25 protein-coding genes, 1 tRNA gene and 1 pseudogene are annotated in these 24,494 nt (G+C 67.4%); 21 read left to right on the plus strand and 6 right to left on the minus strand.

The features are described 5' to 3' along the window. Positions 1–131 precede the first annotated feature (131 nt). Positions 132–1,142 (plus strand): hypothetical protein, encoded by a 1,011-nt coding sequence (locus tag OV287_RS36330; RefSeq protein WP_267538622.1) that lies wholly within the window; start codon positions 132–134, stop codon positions 1,140–1,142. A 31-nt stretch (positions 1,143–1,173) separates the two neighbouring features. Then, positions 1,174–2,436 carry a hypothetical protein gene (locus OV287_RS36335; RefSeq protein WP_267538623.1) on the plus strand — a complete coding sequence of 421 codons (1,263 nt, stop codon included), beginning with the start codon at positions 1,174–1,176 and terminating at the stop codon, positions 2,434–2,436. Positions 2,437–2,439: 3 nt separating this feature from the next. Here the strand turns inward: OV287_RS36335 and OV287_RS36340 are convergent, their stop codons facing one another. From OV287_RS36340 to OV287_RS36350, 3 genes are read right to left on the minus strand one after another with little or no spacing between them, the layout of a single operon-like run. After that, positions 2,440–3,591, minus strand: a complete 1,152-nt coding sequence (locus OV287_RS36340; protein ID WP_267538624.1) for an acyltransferase family protein — start codon at positions 3,589–3,591, stop codon at positions 2,440–2,442. A 26-nt stretch (positions 3,592–3,617) separates the two neighbouring features. Continuing rightward, positions 3,618–4,964, minus strand: coding sequence for a hemolysin family protein (locus tag OV287_RS36345; protein WP_267538625.1), 1,347 nt, complete (start codon positions 4,962–4,964; stop codon positions 3,618–3,620). A 16-nt stretch (positions 4,965–4,980) separates the two neighbouring features. Then, positions 4,981–5,796, minus strand: a complete 816-nt coding sequence (locus OV287_RS36350) for a tetratricopeptide repeat protein (protein WP_267538626.1) — start codon at positions 5,794–5,796, stop codon at positions 4,981–4,983. 405 nt (positions 5,797–6,201) lie between these two features. Between OV287_RS36350 and prfA the strand changes: the two genes are divergently transcribed. The 17 genes and pseudogenes from prfA (at position 6,202) to OV287_RS36435 (ending at position 19,952) form a co-directional block, all read left to right on the plus strand. After that, positions 6,202–7,290, plus strand: a complete 1,089-nt coding sequence (gene prfA / locus OV287_RS36355; protein WP_267538627.1) for a peptide chain release factor 1 — start codon at positions 6,202–6,204, stop codon at positions 7,288–7,290. Then, positions 7,287–8,156 (plus strand): peptide chain release factor N(5)-glutamine methyltransferase, encoded by an 870-nt coding sequence (gene prmC / locus OV287_RS36360; RefSeq protein WP_267538628.1) that lies wholly within the window; start codon positions 7,287–7,289, stop codon positions 8,154–8,156. Before prfA ends, prmC begins: the two co-directional genes overlap by 4 nt. A 22-nt stretch (positions 8,157–8,178) precedes the next feature. Then, positions 8,179–9,444, plus strand: coding sequence for a UDP-N-acetylglucosamine 1-carboxyvinyltransferase (murA, locus tag OV287_RS36365; RefSeq protein ID WP_267538629.1), 1,266 nt, complete (start codon positions 8,179–8,181; stop codon positions 9,442–9,444). Positions 9,445–9,609: 165 nt separating this feature from the next. After that, the gene (locus OV287_RS36370; protein ID WP_267538630.1) at positions 9,610–9,999 is read left to right on the plus strand and encodes a zf-TFIIB domain-containing protein; all 390 of its coding nucleotides are present in this window, start codon (positions 9,610–9,612) and stop codon (positions 9,997–9,999) included. A 191-nt stretch (positions 10,000–10,190) separates the two neighbouring features. After that, positions 10,191–12,143, plus strand: coding sequence for a P-loop NTPase family protein (locus OV287_RS36375; RefSeq protein WP_267538631.1), 1,953 nt, complete (start codon positions 10,191–10,193; stop codon positions 12,141–12,143). A 63-nt stretch (positions 12,144–12,206) separates the two neighbouring features. Then, positions 12,207–12,279 (plus strand) — tRNA-Gly (locus OV287_RS36380). A 775-nt stretch (positions 12,280–13,054) separates the two neighbouring features. Further along, complete coding sequence (locus OV287_RS36385; RefSeq protein ID WP_267538632.1) at positions 13,055–13,537, plus strand: hypothetical protein; 483 nt, start codon at positions 13,055–13,057, stop codon at positions 13,535–13,537. Positions 13,538–13,864: 327 nt separating this feature from the next. After that, a complete protein-coding gene (tnpA, locus tag OV287_RS36390; protein ID WP_267538633.1) occupies positions 13,865–14,200 on the plus strand; it encodes an IS66 family insertion sequence element accessory protein TnpA in 336 nt (111 codons plus the stop codon). Beyond that, positions 14,194–14,589, plus strand: a complete 396-nt coding sequence (gene tnpB / locus OV287_RS36395; RefSeq protein ID WP_267538634.1) for an IS66 family insertion sequence element accessory protein TnpB — start codon at positions 14,194–14,196, stop codon at positions 14,587–14,589. Before tnpA (OV287_RS36390) ends, tnpB (OV287_RS36395) begins: the two co-directional genes overlap by 7 nt. 15 nt (positions 14,590–14,604) lie before the next feature. Continuing rightward, entirely contained in the window at positions 14,605–14,940 is a 336-nt protein-coding gene (locus OV287_RS36400; RefSeq protein WP_267538635.1) for a hypothetical protein, read from the plus strand. 10 nt (positions 14,941–14,950) lie between these two features. Beyond that, positions 14,951–15,232 carry an IS66 family transposase gene (locus OV287_RS36405; protein WP_267538636.1) on the plus strand — a complete coding sequence of 94 codons (282 nt, stop codon included), beginning with the start codon at positions 14,951–14,953 and terminating at the stop codon, positions 15,230–15,232. A gap of 58 nt (positions 15,233–15,290) precedes the next feature. Continuing rightward, entirely contained in the window at positions 15,291–15,680 is a 390-nt protein-coding gene (tnpA, locus tag OV287_RS36410) for an IS66 family insertion sequence element accessory protein TnpA (protein WP_267533913.1), read from the plus strand. A 26-nt stretch (positions 15,681–15,706) separates the two neighbouring features. Next, positions 15,707–16,018: an IS66 family insertion sequence element accessory protein TnpB gene (gene tnpB, locus OV287_RS36415; protein WP_267533914.1), complete on the plus strand. Its 312-nt coding sequence runs from the start codon at positions 15,707–15,709 to the stop codon at positions 16,016–16,018. A 48-nt stretch (positions 16,019–16,066) separates the two neighbouring features. Next, a complete protein-coding gene (gene tnpC / locus OV287_RS36420; RefSeq protein WP_267533915.1) occupies positions 16,067–17,734 on the plus strand; it encodes an IS66 family transposase in 1,668 nt (555 codons plus the stop codon). 82 nt (positions 17,735–17,816) lie between these two features. Beyond that, positions 17,817–18,050, plus strand: a pseudogene (locus tag OV287_RS36425) (transposase domain-containing protein); the annotation flags it as partial. Positions 18,051–18,360: 310 nt separating this feature from the next. Next, positions 18,361–19,521, plus strand: a complete 1,161-nt coding sequence (locus OV287_RS36430; protein WP_267538637.1) for a serine/threonine-protein kinase — start codon at positions 18,361–18,363, stop codon at positions 19,519–19,521. Then, positions 19,494–19,952: a helix-turn-helix transcriptional regulator gene (locus tag OV287_RS36435; RefSeq protein WP_308809765.1), complete on the plus strand. Its 459-nt coding sequence runs from the start codon at positions 19,494–19,496 to the stop codon at positions 19,950–19,952. Before OV287_RS36430 ends, OV287_RS36435 begins: the two co-directional genes overlap by 28 nt. A gap of 19 nt (positions 19,953–19,971) precedes the next feature. Here OV287_RS36435 and OV287_RS36440 read toward each other — a convergent pair whose 3' ends face one another. Beyond that, positions 19,972–20,343 (minus strand): helix-turn-helix domain-containing protein, encoded by a 372-nt coding sequence (locus tag OV287_RS36440; protein WP_267538638.1) that lies wholly within the window; start codon positions 20,341–20,343, stop codon positions 19,972–19,974. A gap of 96 nt (positions 20,344–20,439) precedes the next feature. Here OV287_RS36440 and OV287_RS36445 point away from each other — a divergent pair, with 96 nt between their 5' ends. After that, a complete protein-coding gene (locus OV287_RS36445) occupies positions 20,440–22,419 on the plus strand; it encodes a serine/threonine protein kinase (protein WP_267538639.1) in 1,980 nt (659 codons plus the stop codon). Between the two features lie 102 nt (positions 22,420–22,521). Beyond that, complete coding sequence (locus OV287_RS36450; protein ID WP_267538640.1) at positions 22,522–23,451, plus strand: DUF2381 family protein; 930 nt, start codon at positions 22,522–22,524, stop codon at positions 23,449–23,451. A 76-nt stretch (positions 23,452–23,527) separates the two neighbouring features. Here OV287_RS36450 and OV287_RS36455 read toward each other — a convergent pair whose 3' ends face one another. Together OV287_RS36455 and OV287_RS36460 are read right to left on the minus strand one after the other, a co-directional pair. Then, positions 23,528–24,220 carry an imm11 family protein gene (locus tag OV287_RS36455; protein WP_267538641.1) on the minus strand — a complete coding sequence of 231 codons (693 nt, stop codon included), beginning with the start codon at positions 24,218–24,220 and terminating at the stop codon, positions 23,528–23,530. After that, on the minus strand, positions 24,210–24,494 hold the full coding sequence (locus tag OV287_RS36460; protein ID WP_267538642.1) for a hypothetical protein: 285 nt from the start codon (positions 24,492–24,494) through the stop codon (positions 24,210–24,212). Before OV287_RS36460 ends, OV287_RS36455 begins: the two co-directional genes overlap by 11 nt.

Raw genomic sequence — 24,494 nt, forward strand, 5'->3', positions numbered from 1 at the left:
CGACGCGGGAGGTACACAATCCGCGCAGACCCCCGTGCAGCCCGGTGCACAGGGGGCCCTGCAAGCGCCTTCAAGTGCCAGGATTTCCAGCGGCGCCCGCCCGTGGCCCGTCCGCTGCAAGACAGGGCGGCATGTTCGCAACCACGACATCCCTCGCCCTGGCGTTGGTGGTGACCCTCACACAGCAGGAGCTCACGCCCGCCGAGCCCCCCGTCCCCGCTGCGGTGGTGGAGACACCCGCCCCTTCCGAGCCCGTGTCCGCGGAGGCCACCGCGGCTCCTGTTCCCGAAAGTGCCCTCGCGACGGAGGAGGACCCCGGGAAGCAGCAGCTCTCGCGCATCACCCTGAAGGACGGGCAGGAGCTGCACGGCGTGGTGGTGCGCCAGGACAACCGGATCGTCGTGGTGGAGCTGGCGGATGGCGATCGCCTGGAGCTGCCGGCCCGGCAGGTGAAGAGCATCGTCGCCGAACGAAATGCTCAGGTCCGGGACAATGGGGAGATCTGGTTCCAGGATCCCAACCGCACTCGCTACCTCTACGCGCCCAGCGGGATGATGCTGCGCCAGGGCGAGGGCTACTTCTCCCAGAAAGAGCTCTTCTTCTCCTCGATCAACTACGGCCTGACGGATCACATCACCCTCCAGGCCGGCGCGGTGCTCCCGGCGTGGTTGATCGACGGCGGCTTCAACCTCATCGGAGGCGTCAAGGTAGGCGCCTCGGTGGGAGACAAGCTGCACCTGGCCGTTGGCGCACAGGGACTCGTCCTCCCCGGACTGTCGGGCGGTGGGTTCGGGAGCACGGTGGGCTTCCTCTTCGGAACGGCCACCTACGGCACGCCAGACGCGCACCTGTCCGTGGCCCTGGGCAAACCCTTCATGCTCTCCAACAACCAGGACGCCATCAGCCCCTACTACATCGTCGCGGTCAGCGGAAACGTGCGGGTGACCCAGCGGCTCGCGCTCGTCACGGAGAACTGGCTGGTGCCAAACCTCGACGTGAACCTCGGCGGGGAGCTCCCGATGCTCAACTCCCTGGCGGTACGCATCTTCGGTGAGAGCTGGGCCGTGGACCTCGGCGCGATTCGCGTGCCGGGCACGATCATCCCCATCCCCTGGGTCGACTTCGCCTACAACTTCGGCTGACACCGGGCGGCTGGCGTAGGCTGGGAGGGCCATGGCCCTCGTCATCCGCTACCGCTGTCATGCCTGTGGTGCCCACGTGGACGCCACGGGTCACGCCTCCTGGGTGCGCTGCGGCTACTGCCGTGCGCTCGTGGGTGTCGACTGGCAGGCGTGGTTCGAGTCCCCCGAGTACGGCGAATGGTTGCGGAGCTATGCCGAGATGGCTCCGAAGTTCACCGTCCTGCAGCAGCACCTGGACGAGGCCCGGAGCGCCGCCCGGGACGGCCGGCTGGACGAGGCGGAGCGACACCTGCGAGAGGTGGCCGCACTCCAGATAGAGCTGACGCCGCAGCACTTCCCGCCGGAGGTCCGCACCGACTCGGCCTACCGCGAGCGCTACCTCCGCTACGAGTCCTGGGTCCGCCTGCAAGTCATCGTGGACCCCACCCTCGCCGCGCTCGACGCGGAAATCCAGCGGACCAGCACCTCGATGGACCTGAGGGAGCCTGTCCCCACGGTGGAGAAGGTGCTGGAGCTCGTGCGCCGGCAGTACTCACGCCTCGCCACCCTGCCGGGCTTCGAGGACCCCGACGACATGCCGCCCGCCTCGCGCAGCCGGCTGGGCCTCTCGCTGATCGTCAACGCCTACCTGCCGCTACTCTCCCCCGAGCACCGGCTCCCGCTGCTGCGGAGCGTGCACGGGGCCAACAACGTCCTGGAGACCGGGACCTCGGCCTCGGACGAAGTGGGTGTCTACCTCGAGTGGACGTGCCCCCGCTGCGGGCTGGTGTCATTCCAGGGCCGCACCGCGACGGAGCTCATCTGCGTCGGGTGCTTCTACAAGCGTCCCCTCTCCCCAGAAGTGCTCGGGCTGAACGAGGTCTCCAGCCGCTGCGGGAGCTGCGGCCACGCCGTGACGATCCCCGAGGGAGTGCTGGAGCAGCCCTGCGGCACGTGTGGCGCGACGGTGCGGCGGATCGCCCGGACTGGCGCGGTGGAGCAGGCGTTCTCGCGCGACATGATGGCGCAGTACGGCACGGGGCTTCCGCAAGCGGGCGTCCCCGGCCTCCCCGTCACCGAAGCCAACCGGTGGGAGCCGCGCCTCGCCGGGTTGGCGCGGCAGGCGAACTGGTACGCGACAATGGTTCCGCTGTCCCGCTACGTGGCAGTGGTCCGCCAGAGCTTCCCGGAGCTGACCGATGCGGAACGCGCCGCGCTGCTGGAGCGTGTGGGGGAGCTGAGGAATTTCGAGGGACTGTCGGACGATGGCCGGACCCGGCTCGCCGAAACACGGGCGCGGCTGCTGGGCCTGTGACGCTCAGCGCTTGAGGCGACGGGCCCACTCGACGCAGGGGGCCTCCACCCAGGTGTGCAGCAGGTGGGCCGAGGCAACGCTCGCCGCCAGGACAACGCCGAGGAACAGCAGGGCCACCCCGTCCGATGGCTCGACGACGCGCACCCGGATGGACATGAACAGCATGCACAGGGGCAAGTGCACCAGGTAGATGCTGTACGAGATGCGGCCCAGGTACTGGAACGGCCTGGGTGAGAGCCAGGAGAAGAGCCGCTGGCGGCGCCCGGCCACGTAGAGCAGGGAGCAGGTGGCAGCCGCCGCGAAGGTACTGCTGTCAGGGAGCCAGAGGAACACGCCCCACAGCAGCAGGATGAGGGCATACCAGGCCCCGCGGGGCAGACGACCCTCGAGCGCCCACCACGTCAACGCGCCCGCCAGGAAGATGTACGCGTGGGGGAGCAGAGACTGGGTGACTGCCTTCGTCTCCACGGGCACCAGGCCCGAGGGCCAGGCCAGCAGCGGCACGAAGAGGGCGGCGAAGAACCCCGGGACCACTCCATCGCGCCCCAACCGCCGCGAGAGCGCCTGGGCGAGCCCCAGCAGCACCGCGAACGACAGGTAGAACTGGAACTCGACGCACAGGGTCCAGAAAGCGACGTTGATCTGCCCGTACCCTGCGAGGTCCTGCAGGTAGAGCAGGTGCGTGAGCAGTTGCATGCCGGAGGGCCAGTCGGCGGGCTTCCCGGTCATCACCGTGCGCAGGAGCAGGAAGCCGCAGAACAGGCCAAGGGCCACCCAGTAGGGAGGATCCAGGCGCATCGAGCGACGGAGGATGAAGTTGCCGACGCCCCCAGGAGACAGCCGGATGCGGCGCAGCGTGTAGGCGATGACGAAGCCGCTCAGCGCGAAGAACACCTCGACGCCGCGGCGCCCGAAGAGGGCCACCTGCACCATCCACTCGGACAGGGCCCCCGCCCCGGGGAACATGAAGAGGCCCGCGGCATGCGGCAGCACCACGGCGAGCGCGGCGAACCCGCGCAGTCCATCCACCAGGGTCATCCGGCGGACGGAGGCCCCGGCCTCGCGAGCGCCCTCCCCTTCCCCGGGGACAGGCTGGAGCCCAGGGTCATCCCGACGCAGCGCGTCAGGAGCAGGAGTGGAGGGAGAGGACGGCATGCGGGGCGGCAACAAACGAGGACGGCTCAGGCATCCGGAGCCGCCACCACCGGGGGTTTGGGGCTCGCCTGGGGCTCGACCGTGACCCGAACCACGCGCGGCCCTTCCACCTCTTCCACCTGGATGCGCCACATGTCCAGCTTGAGCGAGTCCCCCTTCTCGGGGATGCGCCCCAGCCGGGCCATGAGGTAGCCGGCGATCGTCGTCACCTCGACGTCCTCGTCCTCGACGTCGAACGAGACGTCCAGCCGATCCTCCAGGTCATCCAACTGGGCGGTGCCGGGCAGCTCGAAGCGGCCTCCGGGCAGGGCGCGCACCTCGTCCACCCGCCGCCCCAGCTCGGCCACGTCGCCCACCACCTCGGCCACCACGTCCGCGAGGGTGACCAGGCCCGAGGTACCACCGTGCTCGTCCACCACCAGGGCGATCTGCCGGCGGCGGCGGCGAAACTCGGTGAGCAGCTGCTCCAGCGTGACGTGCTCCGGGATGTAGAGCACCGGCCGCTGCACCTGGGCCAGGCTGCGCAGCTCGCCCTTGGACAGGAGGAAGAAGAGGTCCTTCACGTTCACCACCCCCTCCACCTCGTCCATGTTCCCCCGGGCCACCGGCAGCCACGTGTGGCCCGCTGCACGCGCGTCCGCGACGCACTTGTCCAGCGGCTCCTCCACGTCCAGGAACTTCACCTGGTTGCGCGGCACCATCACCTGGCGGGCCGTCTTCTGCGCCATCTCCAGCGAGCGCTCCAGCAGCTCCGCGCGCGCCGTGGTGATGGCGCCTGCCTGCGCCGAGCTGTGGAGGATGACGCGCAGCTCCTCCTCGCTGTGTGCTTCCTGGGACTCGTGCGCGCCGTGCAGCCCGAAGACCCTCAGCAGCCACCCCGCCACGCCATTGAGCAACCAGATGGCCGGGTAGAAGACGAAGTAGAAGACCCGCATGGGCAGGGCCACGGCCAGCGTCGTGTCCTCGGCGCGCTGGATGGCGAAGCTCTTGGGCGCCAACTCCCCCACCACGATGTGCAGGAAGGTGATGATGGCGAAGGCGATGGCCACCGCCAGCGTGGACGCCAGCGCGGGCGCCGTCGCCTCCGGCACCACCCGCAGGAGCACCGGCGCCAGTAGGTGGGCGAACGCCGGCTCACCCAGCCAGCCCAGCCCCAGCGACGCGAGGGTGATTCCGAACTGCGTGGCGGACAGGTAGGCGTCCAGCTTCTCCACCATCTTCAGGGCGCCGCCGGCACCCGGCCGCCCCTCATCCACCAGCGCCTGGAGGCGCGTCTGGCGGACCTTCACGATGGCGAACTCGGTCGCCACGAAGAACCCATTCGCGAAGACCAGCAGGATCGCCAGTCCGAGGTAGACCCATTCCAATTCCATAAATGAGCTCAGACGCTCAGAAGAGCGCCTCGAACTCGGGGTCGCCCTTCAGAGCGTCGAACATCGTATCCGTGGCCAGCCAGCCCTGCACTTTTTGGCGATCCGCCGCCACGGACTTCTGCAGGTAGGTCAACGCTTCGGCCCGCCGGCCCCAGAGCGCGTAGAGGGCCGCCAGGTTGTAGTTGAGCAGCAGATCCTCGGCGTTGAGGGCGCGCGCCTTCTCATAGGAGCGCTCGGCCTCGGCGTAGAAGCCCTTCTGGGCGTAGCAGATGCCCAGGTCCAGGTGCGCCTCGAAGTTCTCCGGCTCCAGGCGCACCACGTCCTTCAGCTGGGTGATGGCCGAGCGGTAGTCCCCCTCGTCCATGAGCAGCGCGGCGAGCTCGTGCCGGGGGAAGGCGTCCTGCGGATCCAACTCGATGGCCGTCTGCAGCTCGCGCATGGCCTCCTCGATGCGGCCCTGGTCCGCATAGGTGAGGCCCAGGTTGAGGTGCGCGTCCGGGTACTCGGGGTCCAGCTCGATGGCCTCGCGGTACTCGGTCACCGCCATCTCGGCCGCATGCGAGGACAGGAAGCAGGCGAGGTTGTAGTGCGCGGTGGGACTCTCCGGCTCCAGCTTGAGCGCGGTGAGGTACTCACCCAGGGCCTCGCGGAAGAGCTTCTTCTCCGCATAGACGGTGGCGAGGTTGTCGTGCGCGTGGGCGGAGTCCGGATCGAGATCGATCGCCTTCTTGAACTCCTTGATCGCCTCATCCAACCACCCGCGGTCGGCCAGTTCGATGCCGCGCGAGTTGTGCTCGTCGGAGAGCGCGATGTTGTCCTTTTCCCTGGCCATGAATTCGCGGGGCAATGTACGCGCCGCCACTTTGGGGGCGCAAGGAAGAGTCAAGCTGCCCCGAAAGGGTCCGCCCCGGGGGACTCCGGCGCGGAAGGGGGATGCTTGCCCCCTCCCCCGGAAACCAGGGGAGGAGGCGGACAGCAAACTACTTGCGGCGCTCGCGAGCGCGGCGGCGCTTGAGGGCCGCCTTCTTCGTGGAAGCGCGATTGGACAGCTTCTTCTTGCTGCGATTTCCCTTCTGGGCAGGCATCTTCTGGTACTCCGTATGGGCGGAAGTGGGCCGCAATGGCGGCAGCGAACCGCCCTTTTTTCACGCCCCCGGCCTGGAAGTCCACGGAATTTCTTGACCCCGTCCGGCCTTGCCAGGGGCCGGACAACGGGGCACAACCCCCACCCAGACCGATGATTGACAAACTCGAAGAGGTGGAGCGCAAGTTCGAGCGCCTCACCGCCGACCTGTCCAACCCGGACATCATCTCCGATACGGCCAAGCTGCAGCGAGTCTCCAAGGAGCGCGCGGGCCTGGAGAAGCTGGTGGAGGCCTTCCGTGCCTACCGCAAGGTGCTCGCCGACCTCAAGGAGGTCGAGGCCTGGCTCAGCAGCTCGGACCCCGACGAGAAGGCCTATGCCCGCGAGTCCCTGCCTGGTCTCAAGGCCCAGCGCGAGGAGATGGAGGCGGAGCTGAAGATCCTCCTGCTGCCCAAGGATCCCAATGACGACAAGGACGTCATCCTGGAGATCCGCGCCGGCGCCGGCGGCGACGAGGCCGGTCTGTTCGCCGAGGAGGTCATGCAGATGTACCTCCGCTACGCGGACCGCAAGGGCTGGAAGGCGGACATCATGGACATGAGCCCGGGCAGCGTGGGCGGCGTCAAGGACGTGTCCGTCATGCTCTCGGGCGACGCCGTCTACAGCCACCTGAAGTACGAGTCAGGCGTGCACCGGGTACAGCGCGTGCCGGCCACCGAGGCCCAGGGCCGCATCCACACCTCCACCATCACCGTGTCGGTGATGCCCGAGGCGGAGGAGGTGGACATCAAGCTCAACCCGGCGGACATCGAGATGCAGGTGATGCGCTCGACGGGCTCCGGCGGCCAGAGCGTGAACACCACCGACTCCGCGGTGCGCCTCATCCACAAGCCCTCGGGCATCGTGGTGAAGTGCCAGCAGGAGAAGAGCCAGACGAAGAACCGGGCCATGGCCGAGCGCATGCTGCGCGCCAAGCTCTATGAGATCGAGCAGGAGCGCATCCGCAACGAGCGCGACTCCATGCGCCGCGGCCAGGTGGGCACCGGCGACCGCTCGGAGAAGATCCGCACCTACAACTTCCCGCAGGATCGGCTGACGGACCACCGCATCGGCCTCACGGTGCACAACCTGCCGGCCATCATGGGCGGCGGTGTGGAGGACGTCATCACCGCCTGCCGCACCCACTACCAGGCCGAGGCCCTCAAGCAGCAGATGGGCGGGGGCCCCGGCGCGAGCGCATGAGCAGCGAGAACTGGACCGTCCGAAAAATCCTCACCTGGACGACCCAGCACTTCGAGAAGCGCGGGATAGACGCGCCCCGGCTCACCACCGAGGTGCTGCTCGCCCACGCGCTGAAGACGACCCGGGTGCGCCTGTACGTGGACCTGGATCGGCCGCTGGAGAAGGCGGAGCTGGCCACCTTCCGCGCCCTCATCGAGCGGCGCATGGCGGGCGAGCCCACCCAGTACCTCACCGGCGTGCGGGAGTTCTACAACCGCTCCTTCAAGGTGGACGCGCGGGTGCTCATCCCCCGGCCGGAGACGGAGCTGCTGGTGGAGGCCGCCCTGCACAAGCTGCCCAAGGACGGCCCCGGCATGGCGCTGGACGTGTGCACCGGCTCGGGCTGCATCGCCATCAGCCTGGCGGCCGAGCGTCCCCAGGCCTCGGTGATGGCCACGGACCTCTCCCCGGATGCCTGTGCGCTGGCCCGGGAGAATGCCCAGGCCCTGGGGGTGTCTGAGCGGGTGACGGTGCTCCAGGGTAACCTCTACGCCGCCCTACCCCCGGACGCCCGCTTCGACGTGGTGGTGTCCAACCCGCCCTATATCGCCACGGAGGAGATCGCCACCCTGTCGGCCGAGGTGCGCCGGGAGCCCCACATGGCGCTGGACGGCGGACCGGACGGGCTGGTGCTCATCCGCAAGGTCATCGAGGGGGCTCGCCGAGTCCTCAAACCTGGCGGGCTGCTTGCAATGGAGATTGGCGAGACGCAGGGCGATGCTGTGAAGGCCCTCCTCCAGGCCGCGGGTTTCGACGACGCGCGGGTGGAGAAGGACCTGGAGCGGCGAGATCGCCTCGCATTTGGGACACAGCCTGTGGCTGCTTAGCCACGGGGGTGAGACGGAACAGATGGATAAGATCATCGTAAAGGGTGGCCACCCGCTGCAGGGCGAGGTGGTCGTGTCGGGCGCGAAGAACGCTGCGCTTCCCATCCTCGCCTCGGCGCTGCTGGCCGACGGCAAGAGCGTCTACCGCAACGTGCCGGACCTGGCGGACGTGGTCACCATGCTCAAGGTGCTGGAGACCATGGGCTGTGGCACGGCGCGGCTCACCGGCCGCCAGAAGGACGTGTGCGAGGTGGCCATCGAGGGGCCTATCACCCCCGAGGCCCCGTATGACCTGGTGAAGACGATGCGCGCCTCGGTGCTGGTGCTCGGCCCCTTGGTGGCCCGCTTCGGCCGCGCCCGCGTGTCCATGCCGGGTGGGTGTGCCATCGGGGCTCGCCCCATCGATCAGCACCTCAAGGGCCTCAAGGCCCTGGGGGCGGACATCACCCTCACCGAGGGCTATGTCGAGGCCCGGGCCAGGCAGCTCAAGGGCGCCACCGTCAACTTCGACGTCATCACGGTGACGGGCACGGAGAACGTGATGATGGCGGCCGTGCTGGCCAAGGGCCGCACCGTGCTGGAGAACTGCGCGCGCGAGCCCGAGGTGGAGGAGCTGGCCCGGGTGCTCAACAAGATGGGCGCCCGCATCCAGGGCGCGGGCACCTCCGTCATGACCATCGACGGGGTGGACGCCCTCAAGCCCGTGGAGCACGCCATCCTCCCGGACCGCATCGAGGCGGGCACGCTCATGGTCGCGGCGGCCATCACCGGGGGCAACGTGCTGGTGAAGCACGCCCAGCCCGAGCACCTGGAGTCCGTCATCCTCAAGCTGCGCGAGACGGGCTGCACCATCACCGCCGAGGAGCGGGGCCTGCGGGTGAAGGCGCCCAAGGTCGTCAACTCGGTGGACGTGAAGACGACCGAGCACCCGGGCTTCCCCACGGACATGCAGGCCCAGCTCATGGGGCTGATGACGGTGGCCAGCGGCACCTCGGTCATCTCGGAGAGCATCTTCGAGAACCGCTTCATGCACGTGCCGGAGCTGCACCGGATGGGGGCGGACATCACCATCCAGGGCCACACCGCCGTGGTGAAGGGAGTCAAAAAGCTGTCCGGGGCGCCCGTCATGGCCACGGACCTGCGCGCCAGCGCCTCCCTCGTGCTGGCCGGCCTGCGCGCCGAGGGGAAGACCGAGGTGGCCCGCATCTACCACCTGGACCGGGGCTACGAGCGCCTGGAGCGCAAGCTCCGCAAGCTGGGAGCCGACATCCGCCGGGTCAAGGCCTGAGCCTGAGGGGCCCCCAGGGTTGCGTGTGTGAACACATTGCAGCGGTTGGGTTGCATCTGAAAAATCATGCGACCTATCATTCTCTGAACGTCCGGGGGCCAGCAGTCCCCCTCGGGCGAACCCCACGGGAGCGCTGCTCCCCCCTACAGGAGAATGACCCGCCCCATGAATTGCCCCGGTTGCAGCGTCGAGATGGCCGATCTCGAAGGCGACCATGAGACGTTGCGAAAGTGTGGAGATTGCGGCGGTCTGTGGATCGACGTCGCGGATCTGAACCGGATCCTCCTCCACAACAACCTCCCCGGGCTGGAGAGCCAGGGCGGTAAGGTCGACGCAGAGGCTCTCACCGGCCAGTGCCCCGAGTGCCAGGTGGACCTCATCCGGGTGGACGGCGGTGACCGTCAGCACCCCCTGCACTACGACACCTGCGAGTCGTGTGGCGGAATGTTCCTCGAGTCGGAGTTCGCCGACGCCACGGACGCCAAGATCGCCGAGCAGGAGATCATCGACTTCTTCCGCCACTTCAGCGCGAAGAAGAAGACCGCCGCCGGCTGACGCCCCCCCTTGAGGGTGTCCCCTCCGTGCCACCCCTCCGGGCCCGTTATCCCTACGGGCCGGGAACGCCACAGTTCCGTTCTCACTCCATTCCCGCTCCCGGGATGAAAGCGCCAGCTCGTCTGTTGGCGAACCTTGACACCCGGGCGCCAGGGGATTGAGTAGGCGCTCGAATGCCAAGAGGGAACGGAATGCGACGTCTGGGGTGGGTGTGGCCGTGCGCGCTGTTGATTGCCGGCTGCCCGAACGGTTGCTCGGACAAGGGCACCGAAGAAGCAGACGCCGGACCGGTCGTCACCGGGCCCGAGCTGCTGAACGAGAAGGAGCCCAACGAGCGGCCGGAGCAGGCCCTCACTCTCGGCCGGGACGCGACGGTGAGCGCCAGTCTGGGCGCGGATCCCTCCAAGCCCGACGAGGACTGGTACCGACTTGCCCCGAACAGCCCGCGCGTGGCGGACGTGAGCGTCTCCGGCATTCCCGGCGGGGACGTGCTGCTGGAGGTGTACGACGCTCCCGGTGTCCGCAGCGCTGGCATCAACAGCGCGGGTGACGGCAAGCCGGAGCGCTTCCCCAACCTCTACGTAGAGGGCGAGCGCTGGGTGCGCGTGGTCTCTGCCCGCAAGGGCACCGGCGGCGCCTATACGCTCGAGGTGCGCTACCACATGCCCGAGGATGGCGTGGAGCGTGAGCCCAATGACCGCGCCGTGGACGCCTCGCCGATGCAGCTGGGCCAGGCGGTGGCGGGCTTCATCGGGCACGCGGCCGACGAGGACTGGTACCGGCTGGAGCTGCCTGAGCCGCCCGCCGGCGCTGCGCCTCCCCCGGCTCCAGAGCCCGCCCCGGCTCCGACCCCGGGAGCTCCCACGGAAGCCCAACCGCCCCCCGCCGAGGGCCAGCCGGCCCCCGAGGGCACGGAGACCCCGCCGCCCAGCCCCTCGGAGGCCGCCGCCAATCCCGAAGCAGCCCCTGCCCCCACGGGCGAGGGCGACCCGGCCGCGGCGGGTGCGCAGGCACAGCAGCCGGGAGGCTTCCAGGTGCCCGTGCCCGTCCCGGGCCAGGGAGGCCTGCAACCCGCGCCCGAGGAGCCACCCGCGATGGCGCTGAAGATCGAGCTCACGGGCATCGAGGGCGTGCGCGCGGAGCTGTCAGTGCTCTCGGCGGCGGAGGCGCCCCTGTTCGTCACGCCCAAGGGCAAGGAGGGCGAGGGTTATTCGCTGCGCAACATCGGCGTGAGGGCGAGCGACCGCGTGGTGTACGTGGTGGTGAAGAGCGGCTGGGTGGGGTCGGGCAAGGAGGCGAAGCGGGGCTTCAACTCGGAGAAGCCCTACACGCTCACGGTGACGCAGGAGGAGGCCGGAGCCAACGCGGAGCTCGAGCCCAATGACGAGCTGTACAAGGCCACGACCCTGCCGACGTACGGCTACAAGGAGGGCTTCCTCTCGCCCAAGGGGGACGTGGACAACTTCGTGCTGAAGACGACCGAGCCGGTGCTGGCCAAGGTGGAGCTGTCCGGCGTGGAGCGCATGGACCTGGAGCTGTCCGTGATTGCGCCCCCGGAGGGCGAGGGACAGAAGGAGACGGTGCTCCAGCGTGCCAACGACGGGACCATCAAGGAGCCCGAGCGCCTCAACAACGTGGCGTGCAGTGGTACCTGCTACTTCCGGGTGCAGGGGGCCTCGCGCAAGGTGGACGGCAAGTGGGTGCGCGACTACGAGAACGCGGATCAGCCCTACCGCATCTCCGTCACCACCGTGCCGGACGATGGCAGCCAGGAGCGTGAGCCCAACAACACCCAGGAGCGGGCCATGGAGCTCACCCCGGGCAAGGCGGTGCGCGGCACCGTCTATCCACTGAAGGACGTGGACTACTACCGATTGGACCTGTCGGACCGGCCGGTGCGCACGCCGATGAAGGTGACGCTGCTGGGCATCCTCAAGGTGGACGTGGGGCTCTACCTGCACCGCGTGGGCGAGGACGGGAAGCTGTCGCTCGTGCAGACGGCCGATCGCGCCCGGGGAGACCAGCCCGAGGTCATCCGCTACAGCGCCGAGCCCGGCGTCTACCTCCTGGAGGTCCGCGACGCGCGCAATCGCGAGGCCAACTTCCAGGATGCCTACCAGCTGACCGTCGAGGAGGGCGAATAGCCCCCCGCGCTACTTCTCGTTGACAAGCCGCGTGCGGGACCCTACTTTGAGACTGCTTGCGACGCGGTGGTAGCTCAGCTGGTAGAGCACGAGCTTCCCAAGCTCGGGGTCGCCGGTTCGAACCCGGTCCGCCGCTCTGACGTAGGGCCTGGAGCCTCTGGAGAAATCCTCCGGTGGTTCCAGGCCCTTCGCTTTTTCGGGCTCCCGCGTGCAGCAAGGATGCAGCAAACAGGTTGGACTCGGCCTTGCCGCTGCCCTCCCCTCCTCGCGCCCGCGGGAATTCGAAGGACAGCTTGTTGATCTCCTGCGCGAGCGGGGAGAGCACGTCCTCCGGCTGACACAACAGCGGGGGGCTCCTTTCGTGAATGCTCCAGTTGGCATGACGATCTTGGCCATGTGTCCAGGCACTTGGGGGTCGCCATGCAACAAGCCCATGTCGTCGGTCGCGGTCAACTGTGCCGCCCGATATGGCTCGCCGTAGGGCTGACCGTTCTGGCATCTGGGTGTGTATCAACGAGCGCCTCGGGGTACGGTGGAGGCTTCGCGTTCACTCAGGCCGAGTGCAGCCCGACCGACAGCACCGTCACCTGTTGCCTCAAGCAGAACCCAGGCCAATACGAGCGGTGTGGTGCAACACCTCCGACAGAGGCCACGCGCCCCAACTATCTACCGCCTGGACGCACTGAGTCCGAAGCTGCACCGATCCCCGAGCTTCCGACACAAGAGGAGAGGGAGCGATGGGATAGGGACATCTGCCGACCGCATTATGCGAAGTGTATCCGCGCCGGAGGTGACAGCATCGATGGCCGGAAATGGGGCGAGACGCAATGCCAAGCCTGTTACGACGCTTGTATGCGTCACGGATTCTGGCCATGGGAAGCCAACGACAAGCCCTGTCCTGGAGCCTGAGCATGGAACCCACAGGCCGGGAGCGCTCCCCTTCCTTTGGTCGTGAGATCGATCTTCTCTTCTTGGCGCTGATCGAAGCCAAGGCGCCCTACGAGGACTACAGACGCGAACTCTTGAAGTTGGAGAAGCGGTGGCTTCAGCGCGCAAAGACTCCAGCCCAGCGCCTCGCCGTACAGCAAACCATCGCGAAGACCATCCTCACCGAGGCATATGGAGGCAGGTTGGCGTGGAAGGAGTTCGGGCGGTGGCTTCGCCGTCTCCAGCAGCTCGGCTTCCGCGACCTAGGGATGCGCGTCCACGTCACCTGCATCTACGTGCAGGCACTTCACCTCTTCCCTCGGCAGGCTCGCGAGGCGTGGGCCATGTTGGAGGATACGGAGCGCAGGGTGCGCCGACTCCGTCGAGCTCGTCCCCTTCGGCAGGAACATCTGGAGTCGATCTCGCACGCGAAGAAGGTTGCCCGCGTGCCTCGCCCCCCTCCTTGATGCTCGTAACAGCTCGCCGTGCCCCGTCTGGACGGGGCGGAGACGAGCCTGCCGGGCATCGAAGCAAGGAGCGGCGGCGTCAGTCGGAGCTGGATGGGAGCGTGACGGTGCCGGGAGTCTCGATGGCGGCGAGCGCGGCGCAGAGCAAGTAGCGTCCAGGGTCTTCACCGCGCAGGCGGGCCGTCTCAATGAGAGAATAGAAGAGGGCCGCCACCTCAGTGCCGCGCAGCGACTTGGAGCCGTAGTGATTCTTGCGGCGTATCCGTCCGGCCAGTGATGTGCTGCGGGGCTTGGCTGGGGTGAAGGCGGCGGCGGACCCTGCCGGCCATGACAAAGCGCAGGGAGAAGCCGGAGTGGGTCCGCGTCGCGGAGGAGTACGAGGCGAGTGGGCTGACGCAGAGGGAGTTCGCCGAGCGACGGAGCATGACGCTCAGCACGTTGCAGTCGTGGGTGTACCGCCGCAGGCGCCAGCAGAGGGGGACGCCGGCCCAGCCCGTGCGCTTACTGCCGGTGCAGGTGATGACGGCGACAGCCCCGGTGGCGGGAGCGAGGGAGAGCCTGGAGGTGCTGCTGGGTAGCGGAGAGCGCGTGCGCTTCGCGGCGGGCACGGACGTGGAGTACGTGGCGCGACTGGTGGCGGCGCTGGGGCGCAAGTCGTGCTGACGCTGCCCGGCTCGGTGCGGATTCTGCTGGCCACGCAGCCGGTGGACATGCGCAACAGCATTGACGGGCTGATGGGGCTGGTGCGCACCGGCTGGGGCGAGGATGTGTACTCGGGCCACCTCTTCGTCTTCGTCAGCCGCAAGGGCGACAGGGTGAAGATTCTCACCTTCAGCCGCGGGGGCTTCGTCCTCTACCACAAGCGCCTGGAGACGGGCCGCTTCCGCCAGCCGACGGTGGATGCCGAGGCCCGGGCGGTGCAACTGGACGCCACGCAACTGACCATGCTGCTGGACGGCATCGATGTGCAGCGCGTGGAGCGCCCGCGCGCTTGGACTCCTGGCCGCCAGCCTTCCTCGCAAGTCGCCCCGGAAACGTTACCGCCCCGGTAGTGTGTTGGTGGCGGCATGGCTCGCTACCTTCCCCCGGACCATTTCTGCCCCTGGCGTGAGGAGGCCGAGGAGTTGCACCAGCGGCAGGTGGTGCTCGAGGCGAAGGTGGCGGCGCTGGAGAAGCGCGTCTTCGGCAAGAAGAGCGAACGGATGCCGCCGGTGCAGCTGCTGCTGCGGCGCCAGCAGGCCGGCGCGGACACCGAGACACGTCGGCAGCAGGCACTGGAGAAGCGGCGGCAGCGAGCGGCACGCCGGGCCGAGGCACCCACTCGCGAGGTACACCACCTGGTGCCCGAGGCGCAGCGCATTTGCCCCGCGCAAGTTCTTCGATGCCCTCTCCAAGACGCCTGAGGCCCAGACAGTGCTCGACTCCATCCTGGCGCTCTACCGGGTGGAACATGAGGCGCTCCAGGCCGGCGTGGTGCGCACGCTCGCCCACCGCGCCCTGCGCCAGAACAAGAGCCGTCCCGTGCTGGAGTCACTGCACACCTACCTCACGGAGCAGAAACCGCTGCACCTGCCCAAGGGACCCATGGGACAGGCCATCGCCTACGCTCTCAACCAGTGGGAGACCCTCTGCCGCTTCGTGGATGATGAGCGGCTGCCTCTGGACAACAACCGCTCGGAAGCCGCGCTGCGGTAAGCCTCCGATCCAGCCCAGGTAGTGGAGGTGCTGGAGGGGTCGCAGAGTGCGCGGCGCGATGACGACGAACACAGCGACGACAAAGACGGAGCCGGCGTGGTTGGAAGCAGCGCGGCAGCCGAGGTGGACCCCGGAGGTAGCAGCAGAGGTGGTGCGAGCGTGGGAGGCGGAAGGAGGTACGCAGTCGGCCTTCATGCGCAAGTACGGGTTACCGCGCGAGAGGCTGCGCTTCTGGACGCGCAGGCGAGAGGGAAAGGAGGGAGCGCGGACGGCCATGGCCTTCGTGCCCGTGGAGGTGGCGCCCGCCGAGCGGAGTGAGGTGGGGCGGGAGCAGGGGGAGGCGGTGCAGGTGGAGGTGGGCGGGGTGAGAGTGAGAGTGGATGCGAGAGCCAGCCAGGAGTTGGTGGCGCGGGTGCTGCGGGCGGTGAAGGAGGTGCAGGGGTGCTGAGGCTACCGGAGGGGGTGAGAATCTGGGTGGCGACGCAGCCGTGCGACATGCGCAAGCAGGCCGACGGGCTGAGCGCGCTGGTGCAGGGCAGTCTTGGGCAGCAGCCGAAGTCGGGCCACCTCTTCGTCTTCTTCTCGAGGAGAAGGGATTTCGTGCGCATTCTCTTCTGGGACGCCAACGGCTACTGCACCGTGAGCAAGAGACTGGAGGCGGGGCGCTTTCGGGTGCCGGCGCCCGTAGAGGGCCAGGCCGCGGTGCACCTGGAAGCGCGGCAGCTCGCGGAGTTGCTGTCGCTGGTGGAGGCCAGCAGCGCGGTACGGCGAGGCGAGGTGCATTGAGTCCGCGCTTGCGCGCCCGGCCCCACTTCGTGCATAGGCACGGTGCGCATGACTTTTCCCGTCACCATTGAAGAAGAGAGGGGCCAGCAGGAAGAAGCCCAGCCGACCGCCTTCGAGGCGGACGACATGGAGGCGGTGCGCGCCTACATGCTGCAACTGCTGATGGAGGGCCGCGGCGAGCAGGCCGTTGAGATGTTGTTGGGCCTGTTGGGTCGGCTGCGCGAGGAGCACAGCTCCACGACGGTGCGACTCCAGCAGGCGCTGCGGCAGCTGTACGGGCGGCGCAGTGAGAAGACTCCCGCCAGTCAGCTCCAACTCCTGCTGTCATTGTTCACCCAGCAGCAGTCCGCCGAGCCAGAGGCCGTGCCCGCCACCGTCGACGGTGCACAGGCAGCCGCCCCAGCGGCCCCGCCGGCCGACGCGCCGAAGAAGACGCCCAGACGCGCGCCCCTCCGCGGCGCCCAGGCCCTGCCCGCGCACCTGGAGAGGCGCGAGGTGCTGGTGCAACCCGCGGCCGAGGAGTGCGTCTGCCCGGGTTGCGGTGAGCAGAGGCAGCCCATGGGCGAGGAGGTAAGCCAGCGACTGGAATTGGAGCCGGCGCGCTTCTACGTGCGGGTGGAGAAGCGCCCGAAGCTCGGGTGCCAGCGCTGCAAGGAGGGGGTGGCCGCCGCGCCCGCCGGTGAGGCGCCATTGCCGGGAGCGCTGCCCGGCCCGGGGTTGCTGGCGCAGCTACTGGTGGGCAAGTACCGCGACGGGCTGCCCCTGCACCGCCAGCAGGCCATTTTCGACAAACGCCACGGGGTGAGGCTGCCCGCCTCCACTCTGGGCGACTGGGTGGCGGGGGCCAGTGACTTGCTGGCGCCCGTGGTGGCGCTGCTCAAGCAGCGCACGCTGGCGGACGCCTTGCTGCACACCGACGACACCGGGGTGCGCGTGCTGGACAGGGACGACGCCCGCGGCATCAAGCGCGGACACCTCTGGCCGTACGTGGGAGTGGGCGGCAACGTCTTCGTGGAGTACACCCCCGATTGGAGTGGCACGGGCCCCCAAGGGGTGCTGGCCGACTTCCGGGGCTACCTGGTGGTGGACGGCTACAAGGGCTACCAGTCCCTCTTCGGCCCCACCTCTCCACGCATTGAGGTGGGCTGTTGGATGCACGCCCGGCGTGGCTTCGAGCGCGCATACGTGGCCGGAGACGCTCGCGGCGGCACGGTGCTCACGCTCGTGCAGAAGCTGTACGCCGTGGAGCGGCAGGCCCAGGACGCGGGGCTCTCCGCCGAGGCACGCCTTTGCCTGCGCCTCGAGCACAGCCGCCCCGTCTACGAGGAACTCTTCGGCTTGCTGGAGGAGTGGGCCCCGCACGTGCCCGCCAAGACGCCGCTGGGCAAGGCCATTGCTTACGCGCGCAACCGCTACCTCCCCCTGGGCCGCTTCCTCGAGGACGGACGCCTTCCGGTGGACAACGGCGAGGTGGAGCGCCTCATCAAGCTCATTGTCCTCGGACGCAAGAACTGGCTCTTCCTGGGCAGCGATGCCGCTGGCCACCGGGCCGCCAGTGTCTACTCCCTCGTGCTCAGCTGCTACCGGCTGGGCATGGACCCGTGGGCCTACTTCCGCGACGTGCTGCCCAAGCTCGGCGACACCCGCTTCCCCGCCTCCCGCCTCGCGGAGCTCCTCCCCGAGTCGTGGGCCCAGCAGCAGGCTCAGCAGCGATAGGCTTGTCGACGCGCCATCCATCACGCGGCCACCGTGCCATGCTCCTCGGTGGCCGACACCATGGGCTGGACCGGAGGCTTACGCGCTGCGCAAGGCCGCGCTGGGCCGCAAGAACTTCCTCTTCGTCGGGCACGAGGCAGCGGGTGAAAATCTCGCGGGCCTCTACGCCTTGGTGGCCACCTGCGAGGCGAACGGAATCAACCCCGAGACGTACCTGGCGGACTTACTGCTGCGCGTGCAGACGCACCCCAACTCGCGCCTCGACGAGTTGCTGCCTCACGAGTGGAAGCGGCTGCGCGCCGCGGACTCCTCCTGAGCGCTCCCGCGCTCGTACCCGCCCTGCTCATCGCCTCCAGCCAGCTCGCACCCGCCGCCGAGCACGGCCCTCGTCCGCCCTCAAGTTCCCTCAGCACGTCGTCCGCCGGACGGATACCCCTATAGGGCTCGTACTTGGTTGTCCCCCCCAAGGCTTCGTCCTACTCCTGCCGGTTACCTCGGCATCCCGACCTACCCAGTAAGGCGGCTTCCATTTCTCCGCCCTTCCATGGTACGTTTTGGAGCACTTTGGAAGTAACCAATGAGGACTCACGCTCCTCTCAATCGATCCGCTGCGCACAGGAGACCACATGCTCGGAACCGGCAACCCGCCCACGGACACAGGGCGATTCACTTTCGAGTCGGACGGGTTCCGCTACGAGGTCTTCCGCCCGCTTCTCGCCCATGAGGACTACGACACCCTGTTTCTCTCGTGGTGCAGGCCCATGAAGGAGAAGGGGGCCCGGCGGCTCGTTGTCCTGAAGCAGGTAGAGGTGCCGGAAGGGCGTAAGGGCCGGTCCCGAGCAATCGAGGAAGTTCAGCTCGCCGAGCACCTTCATCACTCAAGGCTCGGCCGCGTCTTCAGGCTCGCGGAGTACCAGGGCTCGCCCTACGTGGTGATGGAGCACACGCGAGGCGCGTTCCTGGCCACGATCATCGGGTCCGCGCTGTTGCTGGACCGGTTGCTCTCTCCGGCCTTCGCGGCCTTCATCGCCGCCGAGGTCGCCGACGCTCTCGACTACGCCCACCAGTGCGAGGACGGCAGAGGGCGTGAGCTTCACATCATCCACCGAGCCGTCAGCCCCACGACCATTCGCCTCGGACGCAACGGCCGGGTGAAGCTAACGAACTTCGGCGCGGCCTTCTCAGAGCTACTCGGGCGCGTGCCCACACCACCGAAAGTGCTCCGCGGAAACTTCGCCTACGCGGCTCCCGAGATCATTCGCTCCGTCTCCGAGAAGGGTAGAGCCGGTCTTCTCTCACCCAAGGGCATCGACCGCCGGGCGGATATCTTCTCTCTGGGCTTCGTCCTCTTGGAGATGCTCGCTGGCCACCACCCTCTCGACCCACCGGACACGCTGCAGCCCACGATCTCCAAGCGTGTGCTCCAGCTCGTCTCCGGCGTGAGGGCCGAGCATTCCTCCTGGGCTTCCATCGAGGTTCTCGCCGACCGTCTCCTGCGTTTTGGTCCCGAAGACGTGGAGCGCATCGCCCATAAAGCCCCGGCCCCGTTGAAGGAGAGCCTTCACCGGGCGCTTCGGAGCAACCCTGCTGAGCGCTACCCATTGGCTGCCGAGATGCGTGACGAACTGCGAGCGTACCTCTCCGGCCTTCGACGGCCCTTCGGCGCTCACGAGGCAGCGGCGGAGTTGGCCGACATCCTCAAAAAAGCATCCGCCCTCAAGCGGAAGGATGCGCACCCTGTCGAGCTGGGAGTCCTCCCATGGCCGAAGGCTTCGAGCATCCGCTAGCCACTGGACCGAGCGCACCGATGATGGACTGGCAGAACGAGAAGAAAAAGCTGATGGCCCATTTGGCAGCAGTTGTGCGCGAGGCACGCAAAAGGGCCGAGCTGACCCAAGCAGATGTTGCGGAGCGCGTTGGGGTCGTCACCGAGGTATTTGGTCGGCTGGAGCGAGGATACCTACTCCCGAGCGTTCCGACTCTTCGAAAGCTGTGCCACGTGCTTCGCATGGACGCCAACGTCGTCCTGGGGCTCGATGTCGAGAAGGAACCTTCGTGGCTGAAGGCTTCTGAACCCGAGGCAGATGATCCGCCGGAACTACGCCGATTGGGGAGAACGCTTCGCCGCATGGATGCTGCACAGCTCGCGGTGATGATCAGCACGGCCAACGCGCTGATGAGACACACAGCGCAACGACCAGATGGACAGGCCGAGTGACCGGATGCTCCGACCTGGTTCAATCCTCGAAGGAGGAAGCAAGTACGGTCAGCACCTTGCTGAGCACCTTGAGCCGCTTCGGCGACCACGTCCGGAGCTGGTGGACGATACGCCGCAACTCCTGGGAGAGGTTCCCCTCTGGGGGAGCTTCATCCACCGTGGCCGCAACCTGAGCAGGGCTCACTCCCAGCAGCGCATCGGACGAGATGCCCAAGACGAGGCTGATTCGCCGGAGGCTTGGGACGGACGGCATCATGTCGCCCCGTTCGATCCTCCCGTAGACACCTGGAACGAGACCGACCTTCTGGGCGACTTGGGCCTGCGTGAGTCCAAGGCGTTCCCGAGCAGCGCGAGCCACCTCTCCAAGGGAGCGCTGAAGTTCTTCGTCCATGGGGACCGTCTACCACGGTGGACGGGGGGCCGGGGCTTTCGGCGTGCGGCTCCTCGTTCGCGAGACGGGTAGGCTCCGCGTTCTCGGAGGTGCGTCGTGGGATTCGTCTACAGACTGCCGGAAACCCAAGAGATGATCGGGGGCTACCGCATCATCGAGACGCTCGGCAGCGGCAGCTACGGCTACGTCTACAAGGCCGAGCAGGCCGGGCGATTCTACGCCGTCAAACTCCTCCGGGGCCGCTTGTTGAATGACCGGGCCAGGCGCGAGATCGGCATCCTGAACCACCTGGATCATCCCGACGTCGTCCGCTTCCTCGGATGCGGATACTGGCCTGACCCCATCATCGGTCACCCCTATATCGTCATGGAGTTCGCCGGGGGCCGGACCCTGGAGACGTATGTCTCGGAGGAGAACCCCTCGGCCAGGAAGTCCGCGCGCATCGTGCTGGATATCGGGCTGACGCTCGGAGAGGTTCTCCGGCAAGGCGTCATGCACAGGGACCTCAAGCCCGACAACGTCATCATTCGGGACGGGAACGCGAGACCGCTCCTGATCGACTTCGGAGTGGGCACCCTGATGGGGGCTCCGGCCATCACCACTTCGCGTCTTCCACCTGGAACCATCGAGTTCCGCGCGCCGGAGGCGTGGCGCTTCAGCAGAGAGAACGACTCCGCGAGCTACGGCTACGGCTCTTCGGACGAGCTTTGGGCCCTCGGCGTGTCGTTCTATTGGCTGCTGACGGACATCCTTCCGTTCGGGGACCGGGAGGACGAAGAAGAGGGCGGACTCGCTGAACGTATCCTCCACCAGACCCCCGTGGCGCCGCACGTCCTCAATCCCCGCGTGCCGCGCGCTCTCTCGGACATCTGCATGCGGATGCTGGAGAAGGACCCGGCGGCACGTTACGGGAGCGTGGTCGAGTTCTGCGCGGCGCTCGATGCAGCCATGACCAAGGCCGAGGCTGACTCGAGCTGGGACCTCCCGCTGTTCGAGCCGGACGCGCCCCACAACAGGACGACCGAGGAAGATCCAGCGCTGGTGGATGTGGCCGACTCGAAGCGCTGGCTCCGGCGTTGGCTGAAGAAAGAGCGCCGGAGAGGCCGGAAGCCACCGGAGAAGACTCCTGTTCCCGAGGCCGAAGTCCTCGCCGCCGTCCCTGAACAGAAGACGCCCGCTGTTGCCGTGGTGCCTGCCCCCGAGCCAGTTCCGCCTCCTGCATCCCAAGCCCCGGCCCCTCTCGAAGCACGGCGAGCGGCAGCAGCTCCGCCCCCGCTGCTCTCGCGCCGTCGCTTTCGCTTCGCAGCAGCAGCAGGGTTCGCGGCTGTAGTGCTCGGCGCGTTCCTGTTCGCATCCTCGCTGCCCCCTCGTCCTGGGTCGGCTCCACTCGATGCGTCATCCGAGGCCGCTCCCACTCGACAAGCCGAGTCCGGTCGTGAAGTGGCGCAATCCGCGAAGCCGCTGGATCCTCCAAGCGGAGAAGGCGCCGAGCCCACAATGGGCTCCATCTCTGCGCCTGTGCTGATCACAATGCTTCGCAAGGACGACAGCAGCGAGAAGCCCCAACAGAAGAAGACGAAGATTCTCGAACGCGCGGCCAAGGTCATCGGTACGGGCCTGGTTTGCAAGGCGCTGGTGGGATGTCCGACCCCCCAACATGTGCGGCCGACTCCGGAGCCTGCTCCGTGTCCAGCGGGTGCGATCGAGGCCATGGCGGAAAAGCTCGGCGTCCGCGTCGGACAGAGATTCATCGCCGTCTTCAGTCAGGAAGGCGCCCAGGTCATCACCGTTCGCGAAGGTTCCACTTCCGCCCAGTTGGGACCCCGCCGAGATGGTGAATCATCGGGCCGCATCTTTCTGTCCGGTACACTCACCATCGGAGAGGACCGCGTGTACGGTCGATTCACCGAAGCGCGCGACCTGAAGGGGGACGAAAAGCCGTTCCCGGTGTGCTTCGAAATGCGCGACGGATTCAAAGGTGGCAGAGGCGCGATCATCCGCGAGCGAGGTGAAGGCCCGGACACCGCTCGCATCTGGTCCGTGATGGACGTGAAGGCCGTGGACAAGTTCGAGTAAGAGCCAGTCAGGCGGACGGTATCAGCCTCCCGGGCTCAGTCACCATCGAGCCCGGAGACGTGATAGAGGCGAGCACCGATTCTGCCCCGGAGTCTCCGTCCCGTGTTCGCTTCGCCGTCCATCGCGCTGCTGATTCTGGTGCTTCTCGTGGGGACTTCCGCCACCGCGCAGACATGTCTCCCGCCAGGAGAGGCGGAAGGTCGGTGCATCGAGTTGACGGCGGACGGGACCAACCAGGTTCCCGAGGTACAGATCAGCCCGGGACAGCCCACCACCTTCAGCTTTGATTCGGACGTTCGCGCGGACGAGATGACGCTGGAGAACCGCGAGCGCTTCAAGGTGGCGCCTGGAAAGCGTCTCATCACGCTCGAACCCTCGGAGAAGATACGTGGCGAGAAGCCCAGCACTCTGACGGTGTGTTTCGCTGATGGTGCGGCTCCTCCCTGCATGGCCTTCCGGCTGGTCGTTCATCCGGCGATTGGCGAGCGCCGAGTGGAGATCTTCCGCCACCCGCGTCCGGTGGAGTCCGTCCAAGCCGAGTTGAAGAAGTCCTACGAGGAGAATGCAAGGCTCCGCGCGGAGAACGCGCGACTGCGTGCGGAGCGCGATGGGCCGGATGGACTCACTGGCCTGCTTACTTCCGGCATGATGGACGAGAGGGGCATTCCCTGCTCGGACGTCAATTTCATCCTTCGCCCCAAAGCGGCGCTGTCAGCGTTATGGGTCATCACTTGCCGGGCTCCTGGGAGGATGCTCATGCGGGTGGTGTTGCAGAATCCGGACGGCGCGACGCCCTGGACAACACAAGGAGCGAAGCTGGTGGGCTCAAGGGGTGAAGAGCTGGAGGGGTCCATCTGGCCGCAAGGGCCGGTTCTTCCAGGTGAACAGCTCACCCTATTCATTGAAGTGCGGACCGAGGACCTGCAGACCGCAGGCCCCTTTCTTTTGAAGCTCTGGGAGTCGAATGGGCCTCGGAGCGTCACACTCGGCAATGTGACCTTCCCGGCACTGGCTGAGAAGCCAGAGCCTTGAACGGGCCCTGGCCCGTCCCCAACGCGCAGCCCCAGGGGAGGACTCTCCCTGGTCTGCGGCAATCAGGCGCGAGTGACTATTCCCGAGGTGCTTCGGGAGCGCCTGTTGGGGGGCCCAGGCGCGACGTATCCCAGACGTACTCCTCCGTGGGAATCAACTTCATGTTCGTCAGCGCATGGCGTTGCACGAACGCGGCGAAGCGCTCGGAGACGACGATGATCCCCTGTTCGCCACGGGGGCGAAACACATCCTCGCCCGCCCAGGTGCCCGGATCCAGCGAGAAGCCGTGGATGGAATCCACTGAGATGGAGCGGCACTCCGTGCAGGTCATGGGCTCGCGGATGCGCAAGCGGCTGTGCGCCTCATCAATGGCGGCGCGGCCGAACCAAGGGGTGGCAACGAAGTAGCGGGGCACCTCGAGAGGCTGCGGCTTCTTGCGCCTGCCGCGCACGCGCATCACCTCCACGGGGTGGAAACCCTGCAACCCGGTCAGCCCTTCGGCCCTGAAGGCCTCGGCCATGCGCTCGGAGATGATGACTTCATAACCCGCCGGCTGGATGAAGTCGCCGAAGGACCCGCTGTGCAGCGTCACCTCGCCTCGATAGGGCGGCAGCCATGGCAGCATGCCAATGATGATCCCGCACACCGGGCAACGCGGGGCCTCCCCGACGTTGGCAGGTGACACGGAGCTGAAAGTGGTGTCGTGGGGCCCCCACAGCTCGTGCTTGAGCACGAAGAAGCGCGGGGTAGACGGTAGCTCAGTAGCCATTGGGGAACCTCGCGCGCATCTCCGGGCGGTCATAGATCTCGCGCAGCTTCTCCTCGAACTGACGCGGCGTTGCCCTCTTCTGGGACTTGAGCCATTCGACGACCTCATTGTCCACATCACGGTGCCATTGCTGATAGCCGCAGTGCGACAGCAACAGGGCCTTGCCGTTGATTCGCACCATGACCGCCCAGGTGTGGCCGAGCATAGGCGGAACAAAGGCCGTGTGCAGAGGATGCGCGCTGCCCACCACTGCACGCGTGCGTATTCTGGCCAT

The sequence above is a fragment of the Archangium lansingense genome, from assembly GCF_026626635.1.
GTDB lineage: Bacteria > Myxococcota > Myxococcia > Myxococcales > Myxococcaceae > Archangium > Archangium lansingense.